The organism is Xanthomonas bromi (genome assembly GCF_900092025.1).
GTDB classification, from domain to species: domain Bacteria; phylum Pseudomonadota; class Gammaproteobacteria; order Xanthomonadales; family Xanthomonadaceae; genus Xanthomonas; species Xanthomonas bromi.
On record NZ_FLTX01000071.1, the window covers coordinates 1 to 22611 of the forward strand.

The 22611-nt window shown below is 64.5% G+C and carries 18 protein-coding genes and 1 tRNA gene; 9 read left to right on the forward strand and 10 right to left on the reverse strand.

Going from position 1 to position 22611, the window contains the following annotated elements:
• On the forward strand, positions 1-1900 hold a 1900-nt coding region (locus XBLMG947_RS18855; RefSeq protein ID WP_139074433.1), incomplete at its 5' end, for a thioesterase domain-containing protein.
• A gap of 216 nt (positions 1901-2116) precedes the next feature.
• On the opposite strand, the gene XBLMG947_RS18860 is transcribed toward XBLMG947_RS18855, so the two are convergent.
• Together XBLMG947_RS18860 and XBLMG947_RS18865 are read right to left on the reverse strand one after the other, a co-directional pair.
• Complete coding sequence (locus XBLMG947_RS18860) at positions 2117-2779, reverse strand: 4'-phosphopantetheinyl transferase family protein (protein ID WP_245228257.1); 663 nt, start codon at positions 2777-2779, stop codon at positions 2117-2119.
• Positions 2780-3037: 258 nt separating this feature from the next.
• Positions 3038-3121 (reverse strand) — tRNA-Leu (locus tag XBLMG947_RS18865).
• A gap of 140 nt (positions 3122-3261) precedes the next feature.
• Between XBLMG947_RS18865 and XBLMG947_RS18870 the strand changes: the two genes are divergently transcribed.
• Positions 3262-4554 carry a nucleotide sugar dehydrogenase gene (locus XBLMG947_RS18870; RefSeq protein ID WP_065470109.1) on the forward strand — a complete coding sequence of 431 codons (1293 nt, stop codon included), beginning with the start codon at positions 3262-3264 and terminating at the stop codon, positions 4552-4554.
• Here XBLMG947_RS18870 and XBLMG947_RS18875 read toward each other — a convergent pair.
• Both XBLMG947_RS18875 and XBLMG947_RS18880 read right to left on the reverse strand, forming a co-directional pair.
• Positions 4538-5800, reverse strand: coding sequence for a TIGR03862 family flavoprotein (locus XBLMG947_RS18875; RefSeq protein WP_065470110.1), 1263 nt, complete (start codon positions 5798-5800; stop codon positions 4538-4540). The two genes, XBLMG947_RS18870 and XBLMG947_RS18875, sit on opposite strands and share 17 nt — an antisense overlap.
• Before the next feature lie 11 nt (positions 5801-5811).
• Positions 5812-6243, reverse strand: a complete 432-nt coding sequence (locus tag XBLMG947_RS18880) for an FKBP-type peptidyl-prolyl cis-trans isomerase (RefSeq protein WP_065470138.1) — start codon at positions 6241-6243, stop codon at positions 5812-5814.
• A gap of 59 nt (positions 6244-6302) precedes the next feature.
• Here XBLMG947_RS18880 and XBLMG947_RS18885 point away from each other — a divergent pair, with 59 nt between their 5' ends.
• The 3 genes from XBLMG947_RS18885 (at position 6303) to XBLMG947_RS18895 (ending at position 8393) form a co-directional block, all read left to right on the forward strand.
• Positions 6303-6668, forward strand: a complete 366-nt coding sequence (locus tag XBLMG947_RS18885; protein ID WP_065470111.1) for a DUF6164 family protein — start codon at positions 6303-6305, stop codon at positions 6666-6668.
• Between the two features lie 100 nt (positions 6669-6768).
• On the forward strand, positions 6769-7530 hold the full coding sequence (locus XBLMG947_RS18890; protein ID WP_065470112.1) for a sulfurtransferase: 762 nt from the start codon (positions 6769-6771) through the stop codon (positions 7528-7530).
• A 215-nt stretch (positions 7531-7745) separates the two neighbouring features.
• Positions 7746-8393, forward strand: a complete 648-nt coding sequence (locus tag XBLMG947_RS18895) for a response regulator (protein ID WP_065470113.1) — start codon at positions 7746-7748, stop codon at positions 8391-8393.
• A 551-nt stretch (positions 8394-8944) separates the two neighbouring features.
• On the opposite strand, the gene XBLMG947_RS18900 is transcribed toward XBLMG947_RS18895, so the two are convergent.
• Positions 8945-12604: an Rne/Rng family ribonuclease gene (locus XBLMG947_RS18900; protein ID WP_065470114.1), complete on the reverse strand. Its 3660-nt coding sequence runs from the start codon at positions 12602-12604 to the stop codon at positions 8945-8947.
• Positions 12605-13013: 409 nt separating this feature from the next.
• Between XBLMG947_RS18900 and XBLMG947_RS18905 the strand changes: the two genes are divergently transcribed.
• The gene (locus XBLMG947_RS18905; RefSeq protein ID WP_065470115.1) at positions 13014-14000 is read left to right on the forward strand and encodes an RluA family pseudouridine synthase; all 987 of its coding nucleotides are present in this window, start codon (positions 13014-13016) and stop codon (positions 13998-14000) included.
• Positions 14001-14032: 32 nt separating this feature from the next.
• On the opposite strand, the gene XBLMG947_RS18910 is transcribed toward XBLMG947_RS18905, so the two are convergent.
• The 4 genes from XBLMG947_RS18910 to XBLMG947_RS18925 all read right to left on the reverse strand — a co-directional run bounded on the left by XBLMG947_RS18910 (position 14033) and on the right by XBLMG947_RS18925 (position 18013).
• Positions 14033-15847 (reverse strand): DUF3300 domain-containing protein, encoded by a 1815-nt coding sequence (locus XBLMG947_RS18910; protein ID WP_065470116.1) that lies wholly within the window; start codon positions 15845-15847, stop codon positions 14033-14035.
• Between the two features lie 302 nt (positions 15848-16149).
• On the reverse strand, positions 16150-16968 hold the full coding sequence (gene zupT / locus XBLMG947_RS18915) for a zinc transporter ZupT (RefSeq protein WP_065470117.1): 819 nt from the start codon (positions 16966-16968) through the stop codon (positions 16150-16152).
• 269 nt (positions 16969-17237) lie between these two features.
• Positions 17238-17660 (reverse strand): energy transducer TonB, encoded by a 423-nt coding sequence (locus XBLMG947_RS18920; RefSeq protein WP_065470118.1) that lies wholly within the window; start codon positions 17658-17660, stop codon positions 17238-17240.
• Positions 17657-18013, reverse strand: a complete 357-nt coding sequence (locus XBLMG947_RS18925) for a 4a-hydroxytetrahydrobiopterin dehydratase (protein WP_065470119.1) — start codon at positions 18011-18013, stop codon at positions 17657-17659. Before XBLMG947_RS18925 ends, XBLMG947_RS18920 begins: the two co-directional genes overlap by 4 nt.
• A gap of 88 nt (positions 18014-18101) precedes the next feature.
• On the opposite strand from XBLMG947_RS18925, the gene XBLMG947_RS18930 reads away from it, so the two are divergent.
• Positions 18102-18701, forward strand: a complete 600-nt coding sequence (locus XBLMG947_RS18930; protein WP_065470120.1) for an NfuA family Fe-S biogenesis protein — start codon at positions 18102-18104, stop codon at positions 18699-18701.
• Between the two features lie 13 nt (positions 18702-18714).
• Positions 18715-20523, forward strand: a complete 1809-nt coding sequence (locus XBLMG947_RS18935) for a transmembrane repetitive protein (RefSeq protein ID WP_065470121.1) — start codon at positions 18715-18717, stop codon at positions 20521-20523.
• A 258-nt stretch (positions 20524-20781) separates the two neighbouring features.
• On the opposite strand, the gene XBLMG947_RS18940 is transcribed toward XBLMG947_RS18935, so the two are convergent.
• A complete protein-coding gene (locus XBLMG947_RS18940) occupies positions 20782-21360 on the reverse strand; it encodes a TetR/AcrR family transcriptional regulator (RefSeq protein ID WP_065470122.1) in 579 nt (192 codons plus the stop codon).
• Between the two features lie 123 nt (positions 21361-21483).
• Between XBLMG947_RS18940 and XBLMG947_RS18945 the strand changes: the two genes are divergently transcribed.
• Positions 21484-22596 carry an efflux RND transporter periplasmic adaptor subunit gene (locus XBLMG947_RS18945; protein WP_065470123.1) on the forward strand — a complete coding sequence of 371 codons (1113 nt, stop codon included), beginning with the start codon at positions 21484-21486 and terminating at the stop codon, positions 22594-22596.
• The last annotated feature ends 15 nt before the right edge of the window (positions 22597-22611 follow it).

Consider the following 22611-nt stretch of genomic DNA (forward strand, 5'->3'; position numbering starts at 1 on the left):
TGATTTCTTTGCCTTGGGTGGGCATTCACTCCTGCTGGTTCGTCTCAGCAGCTTGTTGGAGCGGACGCAGTTGACGACCCCACTGGGCGAACTGCAGCAGCATTCCACGCTTCACGCGATGGCAATGGCGATCCAGCGCCACCAGGGTGCCTTGCACGACCCGGTGACATCCGGGGTGATTTCCTTGCGCACCGTCGGCACGCAGCACCCTCTTTTCTTCGTGCATGATTTCACTGGGCTGGATCTTTATTTTGCGGTCGCAGAAAAACACATCGAAGCGGATGTGCCGATTTATGGCCTGCCGGCGACTCCTTTGGGCGAATATCAGCCATACACGGTGGAAGAACTTGCCAGGCGTCTGCTTGCACATATGCGTACCGTGCAGGCAAAAGGACCGTATCGAATCGCTGGTTGGTCCTTCGGGGGCCTGCTTGCATATGAAATGGCCATCCAGTTGATTGCATGCGATGAGCAGGTCGAGTTCGTGGGCTTGATCGATACCTATCATCCCTCGCAGATCTCTCTGGGTCCGGCCTTGCCGACCCCGGAACTTACCCAGTGCTATGCATTACTGCAGCACTGCCTGGCGGCAACAGCGGAGCATGACGATCCGCAATCGTCGAAGCAGTGTCTGACTGCGCTGTGTGAAAAAGTACAGCAATGGAAAATAAAGGGGCTGCTTTCCCTCGTCCGCCAGCGCAACTGGCTACCCACGCAGTGGGTGGGCCATAGCGACACCACGCTATTGAACAATCTGGTACGCGACGCCGCGCATCGGCATGCGTACACTCACTATGTACCGATGCCGATCACAACGCCCGTGCATCTGTTCGCTGCGGCCGATGGGTTACCAGACCATGCCTCCAGCAATGCCGAGCTTGGCTGGAAACGCCTGTTGCCCGCGGGGATGCTCAAAAGCGTGGTGGTGCCAGGGAACCACATGACGCTCTTTGACACATCGAACGTTCCCGCATTGGGGAAGGAACTGAGCAGTGCGCTGGATGCCGCCAGCCACACCCCGGCGCATCGTCAGCACAGGCATCATCCGCTGACCTGTATCCATAAGGGTCTGCCCAACAGGACGCCGTTGATCTGTGTGCCCGGAGCGGGCGACAACGTTGCGGGATTTGTCGATCTATCGTTAGCGCTAGGCACGTCATGGCCGGTGTACGGGATGCAGCCACGCGGCCTAGATAGGGAATATCTTCCCTACGGCAGCGTCGAAGTTGCGGCGCAGGCGTACGTGCGTGCATTGGCAGAGGTGATCCCTGATCGCGCCGTCCATTTACTTGGACATTCGTTCGGCGGCTGGGTGGCCCTGGAGATGGCTTGCATTCTCAGGATGCAAGGATTTGCCGTCGCATCGCTGACGCTGGTCGACTCAGAAGTACCCGGAGGCCAAGGCGTGGTGGGTAGACCGCATACCGCGACTGAGGTCCTGGAGCGCTTGATCGAGTCGTTAGAGCTTTCCAGTGGCGTCGATTTCGGCATTTCCCTGGAGCACCTTCGAGCGATGGATCACGCCGCGCAATTGCACGCTGTTCATGCCGGGATGGTCCGGGCAGGCCTGTTGCCGCAGCGCTCGATGCCCGGCACGATTCAAGGCATGGTGCAGGTGTTCGGCATGGCATTACGCACGGTATATGCACCTGCAAGGCAGTATGACGGGCCGATACGGCTGGTGCTGGCCGATGATCCGCTCCAGGATGTCGAGCAGAACCAGCTGGAGCACTGCATTAGGCGCGCTTCCTGGAGCGCACTTGCTCCACACTTGGACGTCTGGCAGGGGCCTGGCGATCACTTCACGATGCTGCGTGCACCGCATGTCGAGCAGTTTGCGAAGTGGTGGGCGCCAGCGATCGACGGAGAATCTCAAGCACCGGGCAGGACGCAGCTGTAGCTTTAACGACGATCCGGCTCGGCGTGCCCCTCCAGGTGCGCCGAGTCGCAACATACGTCCCCCTTGCGGCACTCTGCCAAGTGCTCGGCACCAAGCGCATGGGGCGCCCTCTTGGTGGAGTGACCCAAAGCCTTGCCAGGCTGCCAGCAGCCATTGACGATCAGTCCTTGTCGCATTCGCCTGACCGAGGGTGGTCAGCATCCAGCCAATTGCCCGTTACCAAACGCGGTAGGTCATGATGGTGTGTGGATCGACGAATCCAAAACCGATCTCGCACTGCTGCCCTAACAGCAACTCAGGGCACAGTTGTTCGCACAGCTGCAGGCGAACCCGTCCAGCGCGAAGGCTTAGTGCAACAAGGCGCGCACTCGAAAAATCGAAGTAACGTCCAACGGCCGAAAAACTCGCCTTGAAGAGACTTTCCTTGGCGGAAAAAACCAGCGTCAGCAAGACGTCCAATGCGCAGTCGGTCGACGCGCAGATCGACTGCAGCAGCAAGCGTTCGGAGTGGTCGACAACCGTACTCAGCAGCGCCTCGCGTGTGCTGGCATCAACGATGTGCTCGAGATCGATCCCGATTCCACGCCATCCATCCGAGGGCGCTACCGCAGCGGCTGCAAACTTGCTGGTGTGCGAAATACTACCGATCGACTGAGCCGGCCACACCGGTGCGCGTGAACTACCAATGGCGATCTGGGGCACGCTGTCGGTTGGAAGGGAAGCCTGCTGACGTGCGCTCTCGCGTGCGGCCAATCGTCCGAAGAAGTATTCGGCCTGCCGCTTGTGGACGCTACGGGCGATCGGATCGGGGCATGCGATATCGCATCTATCAAACGCATCGGGCGAGAACCGCTCCAGCTCGAATGCGATCACCTGCACGCTCAGTACCCTGGCATCCAGGCACGGCAGTGCGTACTGCCAGCGCGCACGAATGGATGGCAGCGAATCGACCATCGGGCCACCGGACGGTGCTGGTGTTCTGGCAAGCACTGGCCCGCAGACCTGCGTATCGGCGTGTTCATCGCCTTGCGAAGCAGCCATCATCACACTCATCCACCGGCTTCTTCGGCCAAGCCCGCGCTGCGGGAACCGTGGTACATGCGGGGGTCGCCCGGCCGGGACCGCGCGACGGAAGTGTGCCCGGGGCGGGGGTCGAACCCGCATAGCCTCGCAGCTGAGGGATTTTAAGTCCCTTGCGTCTACCAATTTCGCCACCCGGGCATGGCGATAGCGTGCCTGATTGCGCGGCGATTGTGAATCTCCAGACGAAGATCGCGCCCACTGCCGGTCCAAATCCCGCGTGCGCTATGCTGCCGCCGCACAGCTGCGCGGCAACCGATCGCGCGCTTCCGAGGAATTGCATGTCCGGCCCCACGCTTGTCCAACCGCAGCACGCACGCATCGCCGTCATCGGGCTGGGCTATGTCGGCTTGCCACTGGCCGTGGCGTTTGGCGAGCAGCGCGACACCCTGGGTTTCGACATCGATGCGCAGCGGGTTGCGCAGTTGCGCGAAGGGCACGATGCCACGCTGGAACTGGACGATGGCGAACTGGCTGCGGCCACTCAGCTGCGCTATAGCGCGGCCGCCGAGGACCTGGCGATGTGCAGCATCTTTATCGTCACCGTGCCGACGCCGATCGACAGTTTCGAACAACCGGATCTGAAGCCGTTGCGCAGCGCCACCACGTTGATCGCTGCCGCGCTCAAGCCGGGCGATCTGGTGATCTACGAATCGACCGTCTATCCGGGCACCACCGAAGAAGTCTGCGTGCCGTTGCTGGAAGCGGTGTCCGGCCTGCGTTTCAACACCGATTTTTTCTGCGGCTACAGTCCGGAGCGGGTCAATCCGGGCGACCGGCAACGGCGCTTGCGCGATATCCGCAAGATCACGTCCGGTTCCACGCCGCAGGCGGCAGATGCGGTCGATGCGCTGTATACCAGCATCATCACTGCCGGCACCTGGCGCGCGCCATCGATGCGCGTGGCCGAAGCGGCCAAGGTGGTGGAGAACATCCAGCGCGACGTCAACATCGCGCTGGTCAACGAGCTGGCGTTGATCTTCGACAAGCTTGGCATCGACACGCTCGATGTCCTGGAAGCGGCAGGCACCAAATGGAATTTCCTGCCGTTCCGCCCCGGCCTGGTCGGCGGGCATTGCATCGGGGTGGACCCGTACTACCTGATGCACAAATCCGAAAGCGTGGGCTACCACCCCGACTTGATCCACACCGCGCGGCAAGTCAATAACCGTGTGGGCCGGCACGTGGCCGAGCGGGTCTGCGGCATGCTGGCGATGCGCGGCGTTGCGCTCGTTCAGGCGAGGGTGCTGGTATTGGGCGCCACCTTCAAGGAAAACTGCCCGGACCTGCGCAACAGCCGAGCGCTGGAGCTGGTGCAATTGCTGCAGGCGGCCGGTGTGCAGGTCGACACCTGCGATCCCTGGGCCGACCCTGCAGAGGCGCTGTTGCATGCCGGCGTGCAGTTATGCGAGAGCCCGGAGGAGGGCGCGTACGACGCCGTCGTGCTGGCGGTGGCGCATGCGCAGTATCGCGACTACGACGCCCAGCGCATTGCTGCACTGGGCAAGCCGGGTGCGGTGGTCTACGACGTCAAATCGGTGTGGCCGCGCGTGGTCGTCAGCGATCGGCTGTAATTCGATTGCCGTGCCGCGTTAGCCACTCGATCGCACCGAGCCCAGCGCGACGCCCGCTGGCAAAGCAGGCGGTCAGCAGATAGCCGCCGGTCGGCGCTTCCCAGTCCAGCATTTCGCCAGCGCAGAACACCCCGGGGCACGCCAGGGCCATCAACTGCGCGTCCAGCGCCTCCAGTTCCACGCCACCGGCCGAGCTGATCGCCTCTGCAAGCGGGCGTGGCCGCAGCAGGCGCAGCGGCAATTGCTTCAGCGTGCGTGCCACCAACGCCGAATCGTCGCCGGCCTGTTTGCCGAGCAGTTCGTAGACCAGTGCGGCCTTGACGCCCTCGATACCGACCTGACGGCGCAGATGTTCGCTGAAACTGCGCCCCTTGCGCGGCCTGGCCAGCTCGGTGTCAACGCGCTCCAGCGAACGGTCGGGTAGCAGATCCAGTGCCAATTCGGCCACGCCATGCACATCGATCTGCGTACGCAACTCCGCCGCGATGGCATAGATCAGGCTGCCCTCGATCCCGGTTTCAGTGATCACGCATTCGCCTTGTAGCGCGTGCTGCACGCCCGCGCTGTCGCGCCAATGCGCGACCACCGGTTTGAGCGGAGCGCCCGCATGCCGTTGCGCGAAATGCGCACTCCAGTCGAGATCGAAGCCGCAGTTGGCCGGCACCAATGGGCGCACGGCGATGCCGTGCTGCTGCAGCGGTGCCTGCCAGGCGCCATCGGAACCGAGCTGCGGCCAACTGCCGCCACCCAGCGCCAGCACCGTTGCATCCGCCTGGCGATCGACAGTGCCGGCCGGTGTGGCGAATCGCAGCGCACCGTCAGCGCTCCATCCCAGCCAGCGATGCTGCACGTGAAAGGTAACGCCCTGGTCCTTGAGCCTGCGCACCCAGCCGCGCAGCAAGGGCGCGGCCTTGCGATCGATCGGAAACACCCGTCCGGAACTGCCGACATAGGTCTCCACGCCCAGCTCGCGCGCCCAGGCGCGCAATGCGTCGGCATCGAACTCCTGCAGCCACGCCGCCACCGCTGGCGTGCGCTCACGGTAGCGCTGGACGAACAGCGGCATCGGATCGGAGTGGGTGAGATTGAGCCCGCCCTTGCCGGCGATCAGGAATTTGCGCCCCACCGAGCCTTTTGCCTCGTGCAGATCCACGGCGATCCCAGCAGCGCACGCCACTTCGGCAGCCATCAACCCCGCAGGCCCACCGCCGATGACCGCCAGCCGCGGTCTGCTCGCATCCATCATCACTCTCGCACTCAGCGCGGTTGCACGCCGAGCAATTCCACATCGAACACCAGCGAAGCGCCCGGCGGTATGACGCCGCCTGCGCCGTTGTCGCTGTAGCCGTAGTCCGGCGGGATCATCAGGGTGCGCTTGCCGCCCACACGCATGCCGGCAACGCCGTCGTCCCAGCCACGGATGACCTGGTGGCCACCCAGCACGAACTGAAACGGCTCGGCGCGATCCACCGAGCTGTCGAATTTCTTGCCATGTTTTTCGGCGGCTTTCTCGTCGTACAACCAGCCGGTGTAGTGCACGCTGACCACCGCGCCTGGCGTGGCTTCTGCGCCGGTACCCACGGTGCGATCGATTCGCTCGAAGCTGGCGATGGTGCCACCGGAGGGCGGCAGGGCGGGCGTGCAGCTTGCGAGCAACAAGGCGGCACAGAGCGTCAGCACAAGGCGCATGGGCATGTCCATAAAGGAGGACAGCCATTATCGCACCTGGCTCCCGTTATCATCGCGCCATGGCCAAGCTGCTGCTCAATCTGCGCAATGTTCCCGACGACGAAGCCGACGAGGTGCGTGCGCTGATGCGCGAGCAGCGCGTGCAGATCTACGAAACCCGCCCCAGCAATTGGGGGATCTCTGCCGGAGGTATCTGGCTCAGCGACGATGCCGACTATCCGCGCGCCAAGGCGGCGATGGATGCCTACCAGGCGCAGCGCGGCGCGATTGCGCGCGCCCAGCGCCAGGAGGAGCTTGCAGCCGGTACCGCGGAGACCTTTGGCGCCCTGCTGCGTAGACGGCCGGTGTTCGTGCTCGTGACGCTGATCGGTATGCTGCTGGTCGCCTCGCTGGTGTTGCTGCCGTTTCTGCTGTTGCGCGGCTGAGGGTGTGGTTTGATTTTGGGGGGCGAGGTTGCTGCTGCCACCGGCCGCACGTCCGGTTCATGTGCTCGCTAGCGGCTGCCGGCGGCTTTAAAATGGCGGCATGATTACCAATACCGCCGCCTACCAGTTCGTCACCATCCAGGATCCGCAGACGCTGGCCGCAAGCGTGCTCGCACAGGCCGAACAGCAGGCGCTGAAAGGATCGGTGCTGGTGGCCGAGGAGGGCATCAACCTGTTCCTGGCCGGCGATGCCGAGCAGATCGGCGCGTTCTACGTCTGGCTGCAGGCCGATGCGCGTTTTGCGCAGATGCGCATCAAGTACAGCGAGAGTGCGCATCAGCCGTTCGCGCGGCTCAAGGTCAAGATCAAGCCGGAAATCATCAGCTTTCGGCGCGACGATGCATCGCCACTGCAAGGTCGTGCGCCTTCGGTGACGCCCGCCGTGTTGCGCGAGTGGCTGCGTCACGGGCAGGACGATCGCGGCCGTCCGCTGGTGTTGCTGGACACGCGCAACGCGCAGGAGGTGGCGTACGGAACATTCCAGGGTGCGTTGACGCTGTCCATCGACAAATTCACCGAGTTGCCTGGCGCCCTCGAACCGCATCGGGCCGCACTGGCCGATGCCACGGTGGTCAGCTTCTGCACCGGTGGCATTCGCTGCGAAAAGGCCGCGCTGTGGATGCAGGCCGACGGCATGGACAACGTGCTGCAGCTGGAGGGCGGAATTCTGGGCTATTTCGAGGAGGTCGGTGGCGAAGGCTACGACGGCCGCTGCTTCGTCTTCGACGAACGCGTTGCACTGGATCCCCAATTGACCCCGTTGGTCGATGCAGAACGTCCCGTCGATACAGGGAAAATCTGACCGGGCGCCACTGGATTGCCCGATGTACTGGTCGTGCGGGTCCCTGCATCATCGTTACACGGCGCAACGTTGCGACATCGCGCTACGCGCACGTCACGCATCCTTTAGTGACGCGTCTGATGCTCTAACTTCAACGTAATACGTCGCATCGAGCTTGCCCTGAATTATTCACGGAGATAGGCTGCACCAGCCAGCCGCTAGCGAGGACAACAAGGATGACCATCAGAGTTTTTCTGATCGACGATCATGCACTCGTGCGTACAGGCATGAAGATGATTCTGTCCAAGGAAGTAGACGTCGATGTGGTGGGCGAGGCGGAGAGCGGCGAAGCCGCATTGCCGCAGGTTCGTCAGCTTAAGCCGGACATCGTGCTATGCGATCTGCACTTGCCTGGCGTGAGCGGACTGGAAATTACCGAACGCATCGTCAAGGGCGACTACGGCACACGCGTCATCATCGTGTCGGTGCTTGAAGACGGCCCGTTGCCCAAGCGACTGCTCGAAGCGGGGGCGTCCGGCTATGTGGGCAAGGGCGGCGACGCGCACGAACTGCTGCGTGCGGTGCGTGAAGTTGCGCTGGGACGGCGTTATCTCGGCAATACGATCGCGCAGAATCTGGCGCTGTCCAATCTGGAAGGTGGCGGCTCGCCGTTCGATGCATTGTCCCCGCGCGAGTTGGAAGTGGCCCTACTGCTGACCCAAGGCCTGCGCCAGGAAGACATCGCCAAGCGCCTGAATCTCAGCGCCAAGACCATCAATACGCATAAGGCGCGCTTGTTCGAAAAGGTCGGCATCCAGGACAACATCGCCCTGGCCCGGCTTGCCAACCAGTATGGCCTGACCGATCCATCCAGAGTGCTGTGAGTGGTTGTATTGAATCCAGCGCAGTGATTGCGCTGCGGTGCACGGCGGGCTCGGGTTGAACCACATCGCGTAGAGCGGCTCATCGTGTGCAGGCGAATGGTGCGCATCGGCCCATCAGCGGTGTCGGCTGGATTGCATCAATGCATAGATGCGAACGCATAGATGCGCAAATTGGACCAGCCTTCCATCTGCGCATGCTGGACGGGACGATAGTGGTGTCCGCCTGCAGCCTTGGTGGTGAGCATGACGACACACTGCGTACAAGCAGCTTTTCCGCAACGATGGCTGTTATGCGCCAGCAACATCTGGCGGCGTCTCGCAGCCCCTGATCGTCAGAGGTTTCTTGCAGCCATCAGGGACCAGTGGCGCAGTATCACCGCCATGCGGAAGGACATGCTGCTTGGGAACCTTGCCTGCACTTCAGTAGGCGCGTCAGCCGCGCGCGCGTTTGCATGCGGCACATAAAAACACAGCGGCCCGAAGGCCGCTGTGTTTGATGCCGGCATGGCCTGTTGTTAACTCACAGGCCAGCCTGATCGATCACCTAACGCTTAGTGCTCCCCACGCGGCTTGTTGCTGTCGTCATCCTGCGCCTCGTCGGCCTCGGTAGACGGCGGGACAACAGGCTTTGCTGGCTCGGACACCACCACCGTCGGCTTGGGCTTGTCTGCCGCCGCCTGCTGCGCGACTGCAGGGGCTGCCGTAGGTTCACTGGCCGAGGAGGCTGACGTTGCAGCATCGGTCGGACTCAGCGCATCGAGCAAGGTGGTCTGCACCGGGGCATATGGCTTACGCACTGGCACGGTGTCATCGCTCGGACTGGCCTGCACACCTGCTGCCGTGGAGGTGGTCGCCGGCTCGGCCGATGCCGCCTGTGAAGCAGACGATTGGGTGTGCGGCGACGTGACCGTCACCACCGCGGCCTGCGAAGCTGCCGCCGGTGCCGATAGATCGGCCGCAGGCGTTGCTGTTGCCGTCTGCACCGGTGCCGATTGCACCGCAGGCGTTGCAACCTCCGCCGACGCGGTGCGCTGCTGCTGGTCGGGCTTCGGTGCCGAGGCCTTGTCGGCGGCAGATACAGCAGCACTTGCCGACGCTGATGCCGAAGGCTGGTGCTGACTGGTTGGCGCAGCATCGGTTGCCGCAGGCGTTGCCGGAGCCGACGCAGCAGCGACCGGTGCAGGCGATGCGGCCTCGGCGACAGGGTCCACCGCAGGTGCCGGCGTGGATGCCACGGCTGTGGAGACAGCAACCGGTGCCGGCGCAGTGGATGCCTGCTGCGCGACCGGAGCCGGGCGCTGGTCCACTGCTTGCGTTGCCGCACGCTCGGCATTGACGGCCGTCGACGCTATGGCAGCCGGCGCGGGCTGGGCTGGTGCCTCTGCAGTAGCGGTCGGCGCAGCAGGGCGTTCGTGGTCGGCGTCAGCCTTGGCAACGGATGCTGCTGGCGGCTGCGACGCCGGCAGGGTGCTGGAAACCGGCGCGGTGGTCGAAGACGTGTCATTGCCGCTTTGTGGCTCCGCACGTTCCTTGGGGACCGGGCGCGGCTTGGCGACTGCCTGAGCAGCGGGTTCGGTCTTGGCGCGCACGGCCGGTGCCGGTGCGTCGTCGTCGAAGTCGAACTCCGGCTGGCCGGCGCGCGGTGCGGCCGACGCATGCCCATGCGTTCCTGCGTCGTCACCCTCGCTGTCGCCATCGAGCTCGTTGTCGGTATCGCCGTCCAGATCGTCGCCTTCCAGACCATCGACGTTGGCGCCGCCTTCGCCGTTGGCACCGGCGCCACGACGACGACGACGACCGCCCCGACGACCGCGGCGGCGACGGCTTCCGCCTTCGCCATTGGCTGCATCGTCGCCCGCGGCATCCTGGCCCGGTACACCCACGTTTGCGTCGGCACTGTGATCAGCGGTGGACTCGTTCACCGTGACGTCAACCGAATGTGCCTGTGCCGCTTCGTTAGCGTTGGCCTGCACATTGGCAGGTGCCGCGGCATCGGCAATGGCAGCCACCACGCTCGATGTCGTTGCGGTTGCGGCAGTCGAGGTGACGGTCTGCGCCGCCGCGGTGCCCTCATCCTGACGCGCCGGACGCGGCTGCCGCTCGGACGGCGCGCCGTCCTGCTGCGCAGGCGCACGCGGCGGACGCGGCGTCTGGTTCTGCTGCTTGGGCTTTTGCTGCTGTTGTTGCTGTTGCTTCGGTGCCTGCGCTTCGTTGCGCGGCGGCTTGGGTGCCTGCACCTGCTGCTGGGCCTGGGCACCGGCTTGTGCGGCCTGGCCGTTCTGGCCGTTGGCCGGCTGGCGGCGCTCGTCGCGACGCTCCTTGTTGGCACCGTTGCCGTTGCCGCGCTGCTGATTGCCACCATTGCCGTTGCGGGCATCGCGACCATCGCGACGTTGACCGCCACGCTCGCCGCGCTCGTTACGGTTATTGCGGCCGGCATCGTTCTGGCGCGGGCGCGGAGTCGATTCCGGCGCGGGAGCGACCGGCTCCACGCCACCGAAAATACGCTTCAGCCAACCGACCACGCCGGTGACCGGAGCCGGAATCGGCACGGTCACCACCGGTGCCGGCGCGGCGACAGGCGCAACCGGGGCAGGGGCCTCTTCACGCACCGGAGCCGGCTGGCTCGGCTTGATCGAGGTCACCGCAGGCGCTGCCGGAATATTCAACTGCGCCTTGGTCAGCGCATGCACCGGCAACTTGCGCGGGGTGCCGCGCTGGTAGCTCGGCTTGCCGCTGTCTTCGCCCAACTCGTTCTCGCGCAAACGCGTGACTTCATAGTGCGGGGTCTGCAGCTGCTCGTCGGCCACGATGATGATCGGCGAGGCGTGGCGATTTTCGATCTCGCGCAGCGCGCTGCGCTTTTCATTGAGCAGGTAGTTGGCGATCTCCACCGGGGCCTGGACCAGCACCTGCCCGGTGTTTTCCTTCATGGCGTGTTCTTCGGCCACGCGGATGATCGACAGCGACAGCGATTCGACGCTACGCATGCGGCCATGGCCGTCGCAACGCGGGCAGACGATCTGGCTGGATTCGCCCAGGCTCGGACGCAGACGCTGGCGGCTCATTTCCATCAGGCCGAAGCGCGAGATGCGACCCAGCTGCACGCGCGCACGGTCGTACTTGAGCGCGTTCTGCAGCTTGTTTTCGACTTCGCGCTGGTGCTTGGACGAGGCCATATCGATGAAGTCGATCACCACCAGGCCGCCGAGGTCGCGCAGGCGCAGCTGGCGCGCGACTTCTTCGGCCGCTTCCAGATTGGTCTGGAACGCGGTTTCTTCGATGTCGCTGCCCTTGGTGGCACGCGAGGAGTTCACGTCGACGGCGGTCAGGGCTTCGGTCTGGTCGACCACGATCGAGCCGCCCGAGGGCAGGCGCACGTTGCGCTCGTAGGCGCCTTCGATCTGCGATTCGATCTGGAAGCGGTTGAACAGCGGAATGTCGTCGGTGTAGTGCTTGAGCTTGCGCAGGCTCTGCGGCATCACCTGCTGCATGAACTCCTGGGCGTCGGCATACAGCTCCGGCGTATCGACCAGGATTTCGCCGACGTCGGCGCGCAGGTAGTCGCGCAATGCGCGGATGATCAGGCGCGATTCCTGATAGATCAGGAACGCTGCCGGCTTGCTCAGCGCGGCCTCGGCGATCGCCTTCCATGTCTGCAGCAGGTAATCCAGATCCCATTGCAGTTCTTCGGCATCGCGACCCACACCGGCGGTGCGGATGATCACGCCCATGTCGTCGGGGATATCGAGCTTGTCCAGCGCATCCTTCAGCGCAGCGCGGTCTTCGCCCTCGATCCGACGCGAAACGCCACCGGCGCTCGGCGAATTGGGCATCAGCACCATGTAGCGGCCGGCCAGCGAGATGAACGTGGTCAGGGCAGCGCCCTTGTTGCCGCGTTCTTCCTTGTCGACCTGCACCACGATTTCCTGGCCTTCGCGCAGCAGCTCGCGAATGGTCGACTTGTTATGGTCGACGCCGGCCTGGAAATAATCGCGGGAAATTTCCTTCAGCGGCAGGAAGCCATGACGCTCTGCGCCGTAGTCCACGAACGCCGCTTCCAGGGAAGGCTCGAGCCGGGTGATGCGGCCCTTGTAGATGTTGGACTTCTTTTGTTCCTTGGACGGCTGTTCGATGTCGATGTCGTACAGGGTCTGGCCGTCCACAATCGCTACGCGCAGCTCTTCGGCCTGCGTTGCGTTGATCAGCATTCGCTTCATTGTTGCGTTCCTCACGCGCTCTACCGCGCGGAACGCCGTGACGTTTCGCCTCTGGAACAGCTTGTCGGCCCTTCGCGCAACGCGCGGACAGGCCTGACCAGGGTTTCCAGCGCTGCAACACCACGGCAGGCCGCGGGAGCGCTTCTTCAGTTTTATAGGTGTTTCAGGGCCGGCAGCCGCGTCCGGACGAAACCGGGGCAGCGCACGGGACATGGTCAGCGCAACGGTCAAAAACCGCTGGCGATGGCCGGGTAGGCCGGTGAGCCGCTAACATGGCCGCCCCGGGGGCGGTGGTCGCGCACTGTGCCGGAATCATCGGAAGTCAGGCTTCTGGCCAATCAACTTCCAACAAAATCAAACCCTTATCTCGCTCGCCGAGTGTAACAGAATAAAGAGCCGGATGACCGACCCCCAGCCCCCCAAGCCGCCGACCGACCGCGTCGGCGTGCGCATTCTCAAAGTTCCGGAAGACCGTGCTGGGCAGCGGCTGGACAATTTCCTGCTCGGCCAGCTCAAGGGTGCCCCGCGCAGTCTGATCTACAAGCTGGTGCGCAGCGGTCAGGTGCGGGTGAATGGCGGGCGGGCCAAGGCCGAGCGCAAGCTCGAAGGCGGCGAAGAAGTGCGGATTCCGCCGGTACGTGTCAACGAAGAGGGCGACAAGGCGGCACCGCCTTCGTCATTCATGGCGCGGCTGGAGGCGGCAATCGTGTTCGAGGACGCGCGCCTGCTGGCGCTCAACAAGCCATCCGGCGTGGCCAGTCATGGTGGCAGCGGGATCAGCTTCGGCGCGATCGAGACCTTACGGGCGCTGCGGCCGAACCAGAGCCTGGAACTGGTGCACCGGCTCGATCGCGATACTTCCGGCCTATTGATCGTTGCCAAGAAGCGCTCGGCGCTGACCGAGTTGCAGGCGCTGATGCGTGAAGACGACCGCGTCGAAGGGCGCGGTATCACCAAGCGCTATTTGACCTTGCTGGTCGGGCGGATGCCGGACGGCGTGATGACGGTCGACGCGCCCTTGCATATTGGCCTGCGCCAGGGCGGCGAGCGGCACGTGCAGGTGAATGCGATCGGCAAGCCGTCGCTGAGCCATTTCAAGTTGCTGGAACGGCGCGGCGGGCACTCGTATTGCGAAGTTCGCATCGAAACCGGCCGCACCCACCAGATCCGCGTGCACGCCCAGCACCTGGGGCACCCGGTGGCCGGTGACGATAAATATGGCGAAGCTGACGTGAACAAGCGGCTGCGTGACCAACTGGGTTTAAAGCGGCTGTTCCTGCATGCGGCCTCGCTGGAGTTCGCCCTGGATGCCGGTAAGACGCCGTACGTGTTGAGCGCACCGCTGGCGCCAGAGCTGGCAGCGGCGCTGGACCAGCTCGGTCGCTGACGCAGCCAGATCGGCTGCGTCAGCGCGCTGGCTCAGCTGTCGTGGCGGTGATCATGGCGCTGCGGCTGCCCTGACGGATGCGGGCGCTGCTGGTGCATCTCGGCCGGATGTGCCGGAGCGGCCCGCGGTGGTGTGAAGGAAGCCATCCGCTGCGGGTGTTGCTGCGGCTCGGCCTTCATGACCGGGCGCGGTTCGACGCGCTGTGGCCGCGGCTGCGCATGTTCCACACGTGGCAAGACAGCGGACGAGAATTGCGGACGGGCCGGCAGCTGTGGTTGCCGTTGGACGCTTGGCTTCCATGACGCAGGTTGTGCTGTAGCACGGAACTGAGTGCCGTGGCCGTCGCGGCTGGCAAATGCATCGCGCGGCGGGACGAAAGCATGTGCGCGGTTGGCTGCGGCTGCTTGCTCCTGCGCTTCCCGCGAGTCAGAGCGCAACTGCGCCATGCGCTGCTGTGCTGCGTGCGTGTCTGCCGCCCGCGAAGGCGGTGCAAGCGATGCGAATGCTGGCGCCTGCAGGCGAGACGCCGCATGCGTCTCAGCAGGCGATGGCTGCATCGGATGCGCCGCCATTGGTAGTGAGGCAGCATGCGGCGACGGCGACGGCGACGGCGACGGCGATGAAGCGCTCAGCGCCACCGGACGTCCCGGCTGCAACATCTGCGCATTGAAATGCGGCGCGGCCAGGTGCGCATAGTCGGGCGGACGATGAGGCTGGGCGGGCGAGGGCGCTGGCGCAGCGGCTGCGGCAAACGCCCTGAGGCCATGTGCGCTGGCCGCCGCTGCCGGGAAGCTGCTCGGCGACATGCGGGCAACAGGCGCTGGCGCAGCGGTCGAATTGGACCAATGACGTTGATCCTGATGCACATACGAGCGTGCATCGATGTAAGTATTTCGGTTGTTGATGATGGTGGTGCGCGGCGCATAGACATGGTTCTGGTAGACCACGTAGTGCGGTGCGGCCGGCGGCGCGTTCCAATCCACACCCCAGCTATTCCAGCCCCAACGGTGCCAGGCCGGCGCCGGTGCGGCCCAGCCGAACCAGCCATGATGATGTTCGAGTGCGCCGCCGACCAACACGCCGACGCCGAAGGACACCAGGCCGGTGGTGACGACGTCGCCTTGGTCGTACCAGCGGACCGGGCGGTAGCGATACTCGCGGTAGACATCCACCGGTGTGCCGTAGACCACGCCGGGGTCGTAGCGCGGTACGTACACCACGTCCGGCTGCGCTGGTTCGATGGTGATCACTTGCGAGGGCGGCGGGATGCTTCCCTCATCCAGAATGGGCGTCACTACCACATGTCGCGCGACCTGCACCTGCTGTTGCGGCGTGCTGCGCAGGTGGCCGCTGGCCTGGGCGCGTTGCCGCATGATCTGCACCGCGTTGAGCACATCGTTGGGATCGTGGGCATAGGCATCGCCGAGCGCACGCGTCCAATCGAGATTGCCGGCCAGTTGGGAGACCACATCGGGAAACGCGGTCAGCGCCTTGATGCTCGGATCCCAGGATTGCGACACCGTGGCCTGCGCGCGATCGGCAGTGCTCAAGCCGCTGTTGCTGCGCAGCCATTCCTGCGCGGTGACTACCTGATCGGGATACACCGAAGCTGCCAGCGTTTGCGCCAGCAACTTGTCCGGAAACAGGGCGATCGGCGCAACCAGTTGATAAAGTTGGTCCGCTGTGGGCGGCGTGTAAGCCGGCGTTGCGACCGCACTGGGAGAAGGAGGCTCGGCGGCGGTCGGCGCCGGTGCATCGGTGCGTTGGCACCCAACCACTGCAATCATGCTCGTGGATGCGATCGCCAACGCCCAGGTGAGGCGCCCTTGAGACCATGTGCGTTGCATACGGCACCTCGCTGTGTGTGCGTTGATGACGCGCGTACGATGCGCCGGCTTGAATGTCTGGAAGCTTTCTGAAATCGCTCTCTAGTCGACCGGGCGCAATGGTGTTCAGCAGACGTGCGGGAAGCCGCATGCCAAGACGGTGCGCGGCGATGACGGGCGAACGATTGCGGGCAGGCGGCGCGCATGGGCTTGCCAATCGCGAGACAGCGACGTCACCATCAAAGTGGCAGTGTCAGTTCTTGTTGCGTTGGACTTCGCTGCCCGGAAAAATACCGATTGGCAATGCTCGCGCACGAGGTGCTTTACGGCGTTGCGAAGCGGAACAACACCAGACTGATCGCCAACGTCCCCATGCCCGACACCAAGCCATACACCGTCTCGTGGCCTTGTGCGTAGCGCTTGGCAGCAGGCAGCAACTCGTCCAGTGCAAGAAACACCATGACCCCGGAAATCATCCCGAACACCGTGCCGAAGACCGCATCTGACAGCACGCTGGACAACGCCAGATATCCGATGCTCGCGCCGACCGGCTCGGCCAATCCGCTGAGCAGGCTGGCGCCCACTGCGTAGAACTTGTTGCGCGTGGCGAAATACACCGGCACCGCGATCGCGATGCCTTCGGGAATATTGTGGATGGCGATCGCGAACGCCAGCGGCATGCCCACCGCCGGGCTTTCCAGCGTGGCGAAGAAGGTCGCCAACCCTTCCGGGAAGTTGTGCGCCGTGATCGCAATGGCGGTCATCAGACCAACCCGGCGGATATAGGCCCGGTTGTCGTCTCGAAACTGCGGATCGTCGCTGGACAGACTCTGGTGCGGGTTCGGCACCAAGCGATCGATCACCATGATCAACAACATGCCACCAAGGAAGGTCAGCGTGCCGAAGGTGAAGCCGAGCTTGTCGTTGTAAGCATGGGAAAAGGCAGCGATCGACTTGTTGAGGATCTCCGTCAGCGACACGTACACCATCGCCCCACCAGCGAAAGCCAGCCCGAATGCCAGCAGCCGCGGATTGGGCTTTTTGGCGAACACCACCATGAGGCTGCCGAGTCCGGTCGCCAGTCCGGCAGCCAGCGTGACCGCAAGCGCGATCCAGACGTTGTGTGATGAGACTTCAAGCATGTGACGCGACGACCTCGTGGAATGGAGAACTCTCCGGAGAGGATCGTCGCGATTACAGCTGCGCAATGTGCGCACGACCCACCGCGTGCGCAGGATGGCTATGCCTGGATGACGAACGCGTGGTGTCGAGCACGAAAAACCAGCGCATCTGCGCCAGCTTTAAGCCGGCGCGAACTTCATGCAAAGACGAACAAGGCGCTGTTGCGCGTGCGATTCTGTCTTTGCGCCTGTGCCCTGCAGGCAGAGGACGTCGCCGACCAGGGCTGCCTTCAGCCGCCCCGGCGTGCGCGTTCTTCGATGGCGAAACATTCGTTCGGACGCGGCACCGGCGGCTTGAACGAGACCGGCACCTGGATGGTCTGCGGCACGGCCTGGCCATTGCGGGTGGCGGCCTTGAACTGCCATTCGCGCACGCGCTTCTGGGCAGCTTCGTCGAGCACGGGCTGGCCGCTGCTCTGCGCCACCGCGACATCGGTCGGTGTGCCCTCGGGGCCGACGACGACCTTGAGCACGGTGGTGCCACCGACTCCGGCGCAAGCCAGCTCCGGCGCGTACTCCGGTGGTGGCGTCTTCAATGCCGCCAGCTCGGTGGGCGCGACCGCGGGCGCGGCCGCCTGTTGCGGCGACTTGCCGCAGCCGCTGAGGCCGGTGGCGATGATGAGGCCGGCAAGCGCGGCGCGATACATGTTCATGCAGTGATTCCCTGATCGTAGAGCTGTGCGGTCTTGGCCGCGCAGATGAAGTCGTTCTCGCTCAGCCCGCCCACGTCATGGGTGGAATAGCGCACCACGACGCGGTCGTAATGCACGCCCAGGTCGGGATGGTGGTCTTCGCGGTGGGCGATCCAGGCCAGCGCATTCACAAAGGCCAGGGTGCGGTAATAGTCGGCGAAGCGGAACGTGCGCGTGAGTGCTATTCCGGCCTCGGCCAGCTCCCAGCCGGGGACCTGGGGCAGCAATTCGGCCAGGCGCGCTTCGCCCAGCTTGTGGTCGCTACCTTTGCGCGGGAGGCAATGGGCCTGCTCCAGCGGAATCAGATCGGTCATGACGGTCTCGCAGGGGTGGCGGACGGCGCACCCACCAGGATCACGGTGTTCCATGAGCGAGGGCGCTTTGAGCGGTAGAATAACCCGCATGATCCAGATATCCGACAAAGCCCAAACCTATTTCCGCAAGCTCATCGAACGTGAGGGCGTGCCCGGCATGGGCGTGCGCCTGAGCGCAGTGGACCCAGGCACCCCGCGCGCAGATGCCCGGCTCGAGTTCGCAGAGCCTGCGGACCTGAGTGGCGACGAGTGGGCCATCGACTGCGATGGCTTCACTCTATATGTGGCTGCTGCCAGCGTGCCGTGGGTGGATGGTGCCGAGATCGACTACGTCACCCAGTCCACTGGCAACCAGCAGCTGACCATCAAGGCACCCAAGATCAAAGGCGAGGCGCCGGCCGACTCGGCCTCGATGGTGGAGCGCGTGCGCTGGGTGGTGGAAAACGAGATCAATCCGCAGCTGGCATCGCACGGTGGACGTGTGGCCGTGCAGGAAGTCTCGGCCGACGGCTTGGTGTTGCTGCGCTTCGGCGGTGGCTGTCATGGCTGCGGCATGGCAGATGTCACGCTGAAGCAGGGCATCGAAAAGACCCTGATGGGACGCGTGCCCGGCGTGATCGCAGTCCGCGATGCCACCGACCACGCCACCGGCGACGCACCGTACATTCCGCGCGACAGCGCGGCCTGATTCCGCGTCACAGGTGATAACCGCTGCCGATCTGCTGCAGGCACTGCGCGCGCGCATGCCGAGCAAACTCATTCTGGATCGGCGCACGGGCCTGCCGTATGGCTGGGGCATCTGGATGGGCAATCGCAGGCAGGTGGCTGCGCCATTCAACGATGGGCATCTGGTGGATGCGCTGCGCGCACGAACACAGCCACCGCAGCGTGGCGTGGCCGGCGCTGGCATCCTGTCGCCATTCCAGGCATTTCGCAGCCTGTGGTGGCAGCACTGGGATCCGCGCCCGAAGGATCAGCATCGGCAGCACTGGTTGGCGGTGCTCGGCAGTGTGTTGATACATCTTGGTTTCATTGCACTGCTCATCTGGGTGGTCACCGTGCGTTGGGCGCCGGATGACACCAAGCCCGGCGACGAATCGCGGGTACGGATGACCTTTATCGGCGATGGCGCGGCAGAGCAGGGGGGCGGGGAAGGGCCGCCTGCGGCGTCGGCGCAGGCCGCTGCAACTGCGGCGTCTTCTTCAGCGCAAACGGGTGCATCGATAGCGGCAGGTAGATCTGCTCCGACGCCGACGCCATCGACGCCAGCGCAGCCAGCCGCCGATCCGGTCGAGCGTCCCAACACGGCGCAGGCTCAGGAAAACCCGCCGGAACCGGTGGACGCTGCCAGCGAGCCGGTCACAGCGGATGTTCCGCAAGTGACGGTGCAAGTGCCGCCTGTGACGATCGAATCGCCGCTGCAGGTCACCGAAACTCCGGTCGCCACCAACGACTTTGCCGTACCGCCGCCACCCACGATCACGCCGACGCCGCGCGCGATCGAACCGGCAGCGCCGCAAATTGAAGTCCGTCAACGCGACATCCAGACGGTGACCGAACGTCCGCAGCTTCGCGAATTGCAGCGCCCGGCCACAGACGTGGCGGTGCGCACTGCCGCTGCGCCAGCAGTACGCGAGCGCGACATCGTCATCCCCGAGCGCCCGCACATCACCGCGCCGGCTGCACGCCCGCGTGAGATCTCGCCGACGGTGCGCATGCCCGACGTCGTGGTGCGCACCGCAGAGTTGCCGAGCGTGCCGGATCCGACGCCTGTGCCTGTGTCGGCGGCGCCTGCGGCGCCTGCAACTCCCAACCCGAAGCCGACCGCTGCTGCCGTGCAGTCCGCACAAACCGCGGTGCAACCAGCGCAGTCGCAGTCCAATCCTTCTCAGCCCGAGAATTCCCGCAACGCGGCGGCAGCGGCATCGTCTTCGGCCAAGCCTGCAGCGAGCAGCAACGCCGGCCCGACGCCTGCCGACCGCAGCGGCGGATGGGATGTGGCTGACAATGCCGACGACTGGAGCAAATCCGACCGCAATCGACAAGGCGACACGACAGGTGCCAACGGCCAGCGCAACGGCATGTTCAACGCCGATGGCAGTGTCCACGTGGCCACCGGAACCGGCGATGCCGGCAAGGGCGCTGGCGACCGCGGACCGCCGGGCAGCGAGACCGACACCTGGACCCGCGACCAGATCGCCCAGGGCGGCACCTGGCTAAAACGTCCGCCGTACGGCTACACACCGACCTCGCTGGACAAGTATTGGATGCCGAACCAGACGTTGCTGCAGGAATGGGTGCGCCGCGGCCTGAAGAAGATCGAGATCCCAATTCCGGGGACCACGACCAAAATCAGCTGCGTGGTTTCGCTGCTGCAATTCGGCGGCGGCTGCGGCCTGAGCGACCCCAACCTCAACGATCAACCCGCAACCGCGCGACCGCCACCGGACGTGCCGTTCAAGCGGGAGTTGCAGGAAGGCAAGGGTGCGCTGCGCCATAGCGGTGAGTGAGCATGATGCACGGTGACGTGCGCCGATGTTTGCCTGACATGAGAGATTTGGGGCCTTCGACCCTGCGCTCGATAGTTTGCTTGCCCGTATCGGGGTGCGTGGAGATGCATTGTCTGCATCAACCGCCGACAGCACATGATGCGGTAGGTGATGCCACCACCGCCTGCATACCACGCCCTGCCACAGGCGAATTGGCCTGCCGCTTCAATAAAGACCGATCGCTCCAACTTCCGAAACGGTTGCGGTAACGCCAGCGGCTCACGGCGAGGGAGATTGCACTCTTGAGCCGGAACGTGCGCCTTCCAGGAACGAGGTCAGGACTGCGCGAACGACCGACGCGTGCGCCAGCCGTCCGGTGGCCACTGCCCAACCGGCTCCGAACAGACACGACAGGTAGAAGTCGCTCCACCAGGAGGCAGGCATCTCGATGCCGAAGACGCCGTGTTGCTGACCGTGCAGGAAAAACGCATCCAGACGCGCCTGGAACGACTCCCATTCTGGGGCGGCGTAATAGGTATTGCCGCGTTCGGCGCCCTCCATGCCCATCTCGTTGACGATGTAGATGACCAGATCCAGATCCTCGACCAACGCGTGCGTCATGTGTCGCAGGCTTGCCATGGGATCGGGCGGGGCGTGCTCTTTGGACAGGGCCGCTTGCAGGCGCACCCACGCTGCTGCGGTGACCGTCTCGACGATGGCCGCCCGGGTCGGGGCAAACCGGTACAGCGTCGCGCGGCTGATCCCCGCGCCAGCGGCCAGCTCGGTGAGGGTGCTGCGCGGGCGGCGGGTCAGCGTTGCGGCCAGTAGGCGGATAAGGCGGTGGTCGTCCTGGCTCATAAGCTTGAAAAACGGTTGAAGCGGCGATGATACATGCTATATGAAGATGATCCTTATGAATCAAATTTGATTCATAAGGATCTTTAGCGCATCATGCCCGCGTCATCTCTTTGGTCTCGTGCCGTGACATTCCGTCGCGCTTATCACCTCTTCCCGCTGTGCGTCTTTGTCCCGTTCGTGTTGGCTGCCTGCGGCAAAGCGGCTCCGCCTGCGAACCCCTCGATTTCGCCGGCGGTAGAAATCGCCACCGCGCAGGCGCGCAAGGTGTTGCAGACCACCGATCTGCCCGGCCGTGTGTCGCCGATGCGTGTCGCGCAGGTTCGCGCGCGCGTGGCCGGCATCGTGCTGGCACGCCGGTTCGAAGAAGGTTCGGACGTCAAAGCAGGGCAGGTGCTGTTCCAGATCGACCCCGCACCGTTCGAGGCGGCCGTGGCGCGTGCACGTGGCGAGCTGACGCGCAGTGAAGCCGAGCTGGAAAATGCCACCGCCCAGTTCGAACGCAGCCAGCAGCTGGTGCAGCGGCAGGTGATCAGCCGGCAGGATTTCGACACCGCCCGCAGCAACTTCAAAAGCACCCAGGCGGCAGTTACGTCGGCGCGTGCGGCGCTCAAGACCGCGCAATTGGATCTGGGCTTCGCCACGGTACGTGCGCCGATCGACGGCCGCATCGGGCGGGCACTGGTCACTGAGGGCGCGCTGGTCGGGCAGGGGGGCGACGCGACCGAAATGGCGCTGGTACAACAGCTCGACCCGATCTTCGCCGACTTCAATCGTCCGGTCGCCGAAGCGCTGAAGTTGCGCTGGCGTGCCCGCAAAGGCGGTGCGCCGCTCAAGGTCGTCATCGATATTCCCGAGCCCGGCCAAACGCGCGAGGGTGACCTGCTGTTCGCGGACATGCGGGTGGACGAGGCGACCGACACGGTGTCGCTGCGCGCGCAATTCGACAATCGCGACAACCTGCTGCTGCCGGGGATGTTCGTGCGCGTGCGAACGCCGAACGGCACCGCCAGCGACGCGGTCTATGTGCCGCAGCGAGCGATTCAGCGGCGACCGGGCGGCAGTGCTGCGGTGATGGTCGTGGGCGCGGACGGCAAGGCCGAACTGCGCGAGGTCCGTACGGGCGCGATGGTCGGCACGGACTGGCAGATTCTCGACGGCTTGAAAGCCGGTGAGCGCTATGTCGCCTCCGGTGCGGCGCGGATCCAGCCTGGCGCCGTGTTGAACGCCGCGCACTGACCCACCCCTCCATTC